Raw genomic sequence first — 6,340 nt, forward strand, 5'->3', positions numbered from 1 at the left:
CCGGAGGTATGGAACCCTGCGGGCTTGTAGAGCGGCACGCCGGCAAACAGGTCATAGCTGAATCGCCCCCACAGCGCGCCGCGCATACCGAGCGCACTGCCCGCCAACTGATGCCCCACCAGGTAGCGGGTGCCCGGGCCGTCCACTCGACCGTAGTCGGCAGCCAGGTACAACTCGTGCCCGCGAGAAAACACGTTCCAGGCGATTTCATTGCGCCACAGCAGGCCCTTTTCGCCGGACAGCATCTGCTCGCCGTCAAAACCGCGCACCGTGTAACGCCCGGCAATGGCCATCCGCTCCTGCGGCGTCAGCGCATTCGGGCTCCACTGGCCCCGTACGCTGGTGTATACCCGCCAGGGCTGCCCACCCCAGGAAAATGGCTGATTGATACCCAGGTCACCGAGCAAAATGCCGGTACGCGCGCTGCCTTCATGACGCGATTCTTCCGGGGCAGGCAGGGCATTGAATGCGCCGGTGCCGCGGCGCCAGTTGATATTGGCATCCAGCGTAGTGGTACCGAAGTAGCTGCGTTGGTTAAGCCCCATCTCCCAGCCGGCGGTCCGGCGCTTTTGCGACACAATATCAACGTCGTCCACGGCGTTAGTCGAGTGCTTGCGGTAGCCGCGCAGGTTAAGCGTTAACTTGTGCGACTGGTCGCGGTAGAGCAATCGGGAGACGGTCAACTGAATGTTGTCGCTCTTGCCGCTGTAGCGCAGCACCTCGTTGGCGTTGGGGATATTCTGGTGGTAGGTGTAGTCGTTGTAGTTGGCCGAGAAGGCCCAATATCCCACCGGGAAGAAGTAATTCAGCGTATGTGAACGGTTGCCGAACGGCCCGCGCTGAAACACATCCTTGCCGATGTTGGCGTAGAACAGGTCGTTCTGTGCAAACGGGGCATCGAGAGCCAGGGTGGCCGAACCAAGATAGCGCCCGGTGCTTTTGGAGCCACTGTCGTCCAGCCCCAGGCTGAGCCGCACCGGCCGCCCCTCGTGCCAGTTGACCTGCAGATCGCTGGTGGCCTCCTGGGCGCCAGGCACGATTTTAATGTCGGCATTGGCGCTGGGCACCCGTCTGAAGTTCTCCAGCCCCTGTTCGATATCACGCAGGTTGAGGATATCGCCGCGCGAGGCCGGAATAGCGTTCCACAGCCGCCCCCGCCAGGAGACCGGTTCTTCAAAGCGAATGTCACCAATACGCCCGGGTTGCAACGTCAGCGTCAACACGCCGGTGGTCAGGTCCTGCTCCTGTGCCATTACGCGTGTGGTGACATAGCCTTTGGCCAGTATGGCGTTCTGCACTTTATTGATGGCAAGCACAATACCCTGACCGCCCAGACAGCGACCTTTGGCATCCGCAGCGGCGTCCAGCGCCCACTGAAAGCGAGCGGCCGACTCCCCAACCAGGGTAAGCCGGTTGATGGTGAAGCAGGGGAACTCATTGACTGGGTAATCAGGCAACACGGCGTCGGGGCGGGAAAGGCGCGCATCGGCCTGTGGGGTGTTCTGTTCAAGCAGGGCGCGCTCACGTTCCTGCTGGCGCTGCTGCTCGCGGGCATCAATAGCGGAAGCGGCTCGCTCCGGGGTATCAGAGGGCGTGGCGGCCATGCCCGAGAAAGTGCTGGCGAAAAGAACACCTGCGAGAATGTGGCTTAACGCCTTCGATGTGGATCCGTTCGAAAGAAAAGTCCTTTTCATGAAAATCCATTTCATAAAGTGTAAAGGTATGTAATTTTTGGCGCATTATCCGCCTGTGAGATCAAAAAGCAAGCAAATCGTGTTTTCGGGAGGAATGATATCGCCTGCGTTGTCAGTTGGGTCACATACAATCCTACTGTGCGGTCAACTGTGCCACGTGTTACATCCTGCAGCGTATAAACATGCTGATTCTCTTCGGCGTCACGGTGCTTAGATTCAGGATCTAAACTTCATTCGATACCTGATTTTTAATCATCACGCTCCAAAAACTCAGCCCCCAACCACGCAGAAGTACCATTACGCGTTTTCCCCACATTCAACAAAAATACTTGCCCATCCAACCCGGCTTCAGAAAAGTCAATACCACCATCTTTTGGGGTATAGCGACGAGAACCATTTTTCGGTCGAAATGCCGAGAGACGGTATCGTTGGCCATCATCTAGGGAGGTAAAGTAACAGACAAGGTGGCCCGAGGACGTGGTATTAGACCAGACTTTGAAATCGAGTCGAGCGGCCCAGTCGCCGACAGGTACGGACTGCCATGCATAGCTACCCGGATCCATTCCCGCATCCAGTGCACCGTTATAGCTAAAAGCACGAAGAACGCTCTCATTCATAAAGCCGCCTTAAATCATGGAGGAAATAATACTGACAATCAGAGAGACAACAAACAGAATGATCAGGAGCCCAACAAGCACCATAATAAAATAACGCAATCTGACCAGCAAAAAGCCAATGGCAATAGAGGGGAACACGGTAACAAGGAAACGAATCAACTTATGCCACTCTGGGTTCACAAAGTAAGAGTGGACCAATATCCCCGTACCGATAGCACCAATGAGAAACAGTCCACAAACCCAGCGCCAGTCCATTTCTGCGTCATATTCTTCCTGTGATAAAAATCGGTTCCCTATTCGATATCTCGCCATAATGTTACCTTCCCTATATACAATAAACCGGCCAAAAGGCCGGTAGAAAGCGACATACAATGTGAAAGAAACAAAAGCCTTCGGGTTCATTGTAGACCAGAACTAATTGATCCGAAACCGCCCACACAGCTCGCTCAGGTGGAGAAGCAGGTACACCACATCCGCCGCGTCCGGCACTGTGACATACCAGCGCGGGTGATCGTACTCCTCCGGCTGGGGCCACAACGTACTGCCGGTCACCGAGATCAGCACATCGATGCAACGCCCAAGGCGCCCCTCAAGATGCAGTGCCACGCTGGTACGACTCCCGATCCGATGCGGGTGGGCCGTAAGTTGGACCGGCCCCAACAGCCGATCGCGGATAGCCGCACAGAACGTCTCAAGTCGCCGCGCATCCGTTTCGCTTAAAGTGGCCACGCCCTGCGGAGGAAGTGTGAATAACGACGGTTCACGACAGACCTGACCATGCGGTCGAACAACCGGTTCCGGGTATTTCAGGGTCATCATGCAGCCCGTGCCTCCCCGTTCGCCGCCAGACCACGCAGGCGGTCAAGCTTTTGCGCTACCCTTCGCGCTGCCTCGAGCTCGCTGCAGCCAAATTCCTGCATCAGCGCGCGGCGTTCGGCCTTCTCTTCTTTTTCGGTCATCCCCAGCGCCAGATACAGGCTCGGCGGTACTGCACGGAACAGCGCCTCGAGTTTTTTCGACAGCACCACACCTTCGGTATAGCAACCAGACAGCTTGCTGGCCGACAGCAGCACCGCCTTTTGCTCTTCAGTCAGCGCCTTGAAGCGGGCAATGTCGTTGACCTCCTCCGGCGGCATCGTCAGACAAACCCACCACTCCGCCATGTTCAGCATTTTCTCGGCAATATCCGGAAAGTCTTTCAGGTTCTGCGTGGCCAGCCACAGCCAGGCGCCGAGCTTACGCCACATTTTGACGATTTTGGTCATGTACGGCGCCAACAGCGGGTTCACCGTCACAATGTGCGCCTCATCCACCGCGAACACGATATCCCGCTCCGAGTACTGGTCTCGCTCGGCAATGTTGTTGATGGTATTGGTCAGGCTCACCATCGTCAGCGCCATCTGCGCCTCATAGCCCTCACGTGCCAAATGTCCCAGGTCAATCAGCGTCACATCCGCCTCTGGCCACAGGCTACCTTCGCGGTTAAACAGCTCCGCCTCGAAGCTGCCGGCCTGGGTAAACATGCCCAGCGCTTCGGCCATTTCGGCCGCTTTCGCCCGACGCTGTGGATTGCGCTTTTCGTTAGCTGTGTCGTTGGAAATAGCGTACAAGGCGTTCTGCAAATCAGACGGTAGCATCTGGCGCTGCTCGTCAAAGGCGCTCTTCGCCGCCATCAGCAAAGCTTCACGGATCATTGCCCGGTCAGCCCGTTTTAACTCCGCTTCTTCCTTCTGGTCACCGCCGGTGATCATCATGCGCGCCGAAATCTCCATTTCCCCCAGGTAATCGCGTTTATCCTCATCGTCATCATCCGCATCGATATCACGCAGCTCACTTTCATCCAGCTCCAGTGAGCTCAGTTCCTCGATAAGCTTATGCGCGAAAGAGAACGGCGGCAAAGACACGCCACTGCCCGGTTTGATGCTGACTTTATTGACCGTCAGCCCCTGGCTTTCAAAGTAATCCGCCAGCAACCCAAACGAGTTACCCGCCTCGGCAACGAACAGACGTGGGCGATGTACCGCCATGGTTTGCGTCAGCGTGGCACACAACGTCGCCGATTTCCCCGCGCCGGTCGGACCAAAATACAGCATGTGCGCATTCTGGCTGCGGTCGTGCTTGTTGAGCGGATCAACCGTCAGAATATCGCCCCCGCGGTTGAAAAAACTCAGTCCGGGGTTGCCCGTCCCCGTTTCACGCCCGGTTACCGGCAACAGGCCGGCCAGATGCTGTACCCAGGTCAGGCGGGTGTACCAGTGTTTCTTGTCGGTCTCCGGGTTAAAGCACATCGGCAGCGCGCGCAGATAGGTATTGAGCGGCGCCACATCAAACTCCGGGCGAACCGGCTGAAGGCCGGCACCGAGCAACACGTTGGTGAGCTCGACACGTTTGTGATTGAGCGTGGTCAGGTCACCTGCGCGCAGCAGGAAAGTGATGCCGGCACGGTACAGCTTGTGGCGATTACCCAGGTATTCCTTGACCTGCGCCACGTCCTGACGCACACGCCCGGATTCGGTATTTTCGCCGACGGCATTTTTCGACAGCTTGTTAAAATCGTTTTCCAGCGTGTCCTGCGGCTGCACCACGATGGTCATGCACAGCATCGTCCCTTCCGGAAACATATCCATCAGCGCATTGATTTTTTTCTCACCACGCTTCATCTCACCGGTGATGGTGCCGGGTTCTGGCGGGCGGCGCAGCTTCTCGACCGGAATGGCGCAATGCGCCTGATTATCGAACCACCATACACCTGGTCCGGATCGGACACGGGGGGTGTGAACAGCAGGGTTTCGGCAAAATCGTTCTGCACCGGCATAGCACCTTCCGGTGTGTCACGACGGTCAAAGTAGGCGGCGTCCCGATACAGGGTCTCTTTATCCACCCACTCCGGGCTGGGGTTAAAATGACGCAGCAGCCAGTCATGGACCTGCGCCCCGTTCTGACGCACGCAGAGTACGCCAGCGCCAGCAAGTGCACCGGTCACCCGCTCACAGGTCTGATTCAGCATGGCGATCGGCGGCATCGGGTCGGTATTGCCCTTGCCAATCCAGCGATACACCACCATGCGGGTGCGGCGTTGCTGCCCACGCCATGGCTGGTCGGTGATCAGCGTATCTTTGAACAGGCCTTCCGGACGGGCAATACCGCGCAGATGGCGCCCGGTTTCGTTCAGCCAGGACTCCGTCAGCTGAGAGCCTCGTGCATGCGGCTTGATATACCCTCTCAGCCGGTCAAGATACGCATCGACGTTGTTCTCATCCTGGCAAAAGAACTGCACGACCCAGGGGTTTTCATCATGTTCGTCAAACGAGTCCTGCAGGGCATCTTCCACCGTGTCGCGCATCTGCTCCAGGCGATCGTCTGTGCGTCCTTCGGTCGCCACCGGCGTGATGTCAAACACAGCGCCGACAGATACGCCGTCATCGAGCAAAATACACTGCTCACGGTCGAGAAACTCCGCCCAGGGCAGGTAATCGACGATGGACGGATTGGCATGGTACACCTGCTTCTCATCCTTTAGCGTCATCTTGCCCGGGCGCCGTAACGGCTCTCGCCCGCCGACAGACAGCGGCACACCGTCCTCGGTGGCGATCACCGTGTCCTGGACATCCGTTGCCGGCACTGCCGGCTTCTTGCGCGTCAGGCGCTTTTTATCAAACAGGGAAAATCGCATCAGTAGGCCTCCGTCCGTTCACCCGGCATCGCATACTGCACCTGACTGTAGAAGGGAAACACGGTGCTGTAACCCGGCACCGGCGCGTTGCCATCCGCCAGGTGCGGGTACACATACATCACCAGATCGGGATTCGGCAGGCGCGGGAACTGCTGGCTGATTTCGCTTTCCTGCGTGCGGCTGTAGCTGCGATCGCTTGCGGCTGTTGCCTGGCTTTCGCTCTCGGTGAGCGGCCGGCGCAGGCTGTCGCGCGCCGCCACCGCATTACGCGCTGAACCGCCACCGTCTTCACCCTGCCACAATTCCAGCATCGAGCTGTCGCCTGGCGGCAGCATTTCTTCTTTCGACGTCGAACA

5 protein-coding genes and 1 pseudogene are annotated in these 6,340 nt (G+C 57.8%); all 6 read right to left on the reverse strand.

Translation table 11 applies throughout. The features are described from left to right. A partial coding sequence (locus AC4PR2_RS27185) for a ShlB/FhaC/HecB family hemolysin secretion/activation protein (protein ID WP_492175816.1) occupies window positions 1-1,694 on the reverse strand: 1,694 nt, incomplete at its 3' end. A 248-nt stretch (window positions 1,695-1,942) separates the two neighbouring features. After that, window positions 1,943-2,311, reverse strand: a complete 369-nt coding sequence (locus AC4PR2_RS27190) for a hypothetical protein (RefSeq protein ID WP_492175817.1) — start codon at window positions 2,309-2,311, stop codon at window positions 1,943-1,945. Window positions 2,312-2,320: 9 nt separating this feature from the next. After that, a complete protein-coding gene (locus AC4PR2_RS27195) occupies window positions 2,321-2,623 on the reverse strand; it encodes a hypothetical protein (RefSeq protein ID WP_492175818.1) in 303 nt (100 codons plus the stop codon). A 102-nt stretch (window positions 2,624-2,725) separates the two neighbouring features. Further along, complete coding sequence (locus AC4PR2_RS27200) at window positions 2,726-3,130, reverse strand: acetyltransferase (RefSeq protein ID WP_492175819.1); 405 nt, start codon at window positions 3,128-3,130, stop codon at window positions 2,726-2,728. After that, a pseudogene (locus AC4PR2_RS27205) lies at window positions 3,127-5,984 on the reverse strand (conjugative transfer ATPase). Before AC4PR2_RS27205 ends, AC4PR2_RS27200 begins: the two are co-directional and overlap by 4 nt. Then, window positions 5,984-6,340 (reverse strand): TIGR03751 family conjugal transfer lipoprotein (locus AC4PR2_RS27210; protein WP_492175820.1); only part of this gene is annotated, 357 nt, incomplete at its 5' end. The pseudogene AC4PR2_RS27205 and the gene AC4PR2_RS27210, both read right to left, overlap by 1 nt.

The sequence above is a fragment of the Serratia sp. A07 genome, from assembly GCF_058725505.1.

Bases quoted from the DNA above. Each gene is read 5' to 3' on its own strand.
- AC4PR2_RS27190 (WP_492175817.1), bottom strand. From the start codon at position 2,311: ATGAATGAGAGCGTTCTTCGTGCTTTTAGCTATAACGGTGCACTGGAT.
- AC4PR2_RS27195 (WP_492175818.1), bottom strand. From the start codon at position 2,623: ATGGCGAGATATCGAATAGGGAACCGATTTTTATCACAGGAAGAATAT.
- AC4PR2_RS27200 (WP_492175819.1), bottom strand. From the start codon at position 3,130: ATGATGACCCTGAAATACCCGGAACCGGTTGTTCGACCGCATGGTCAG.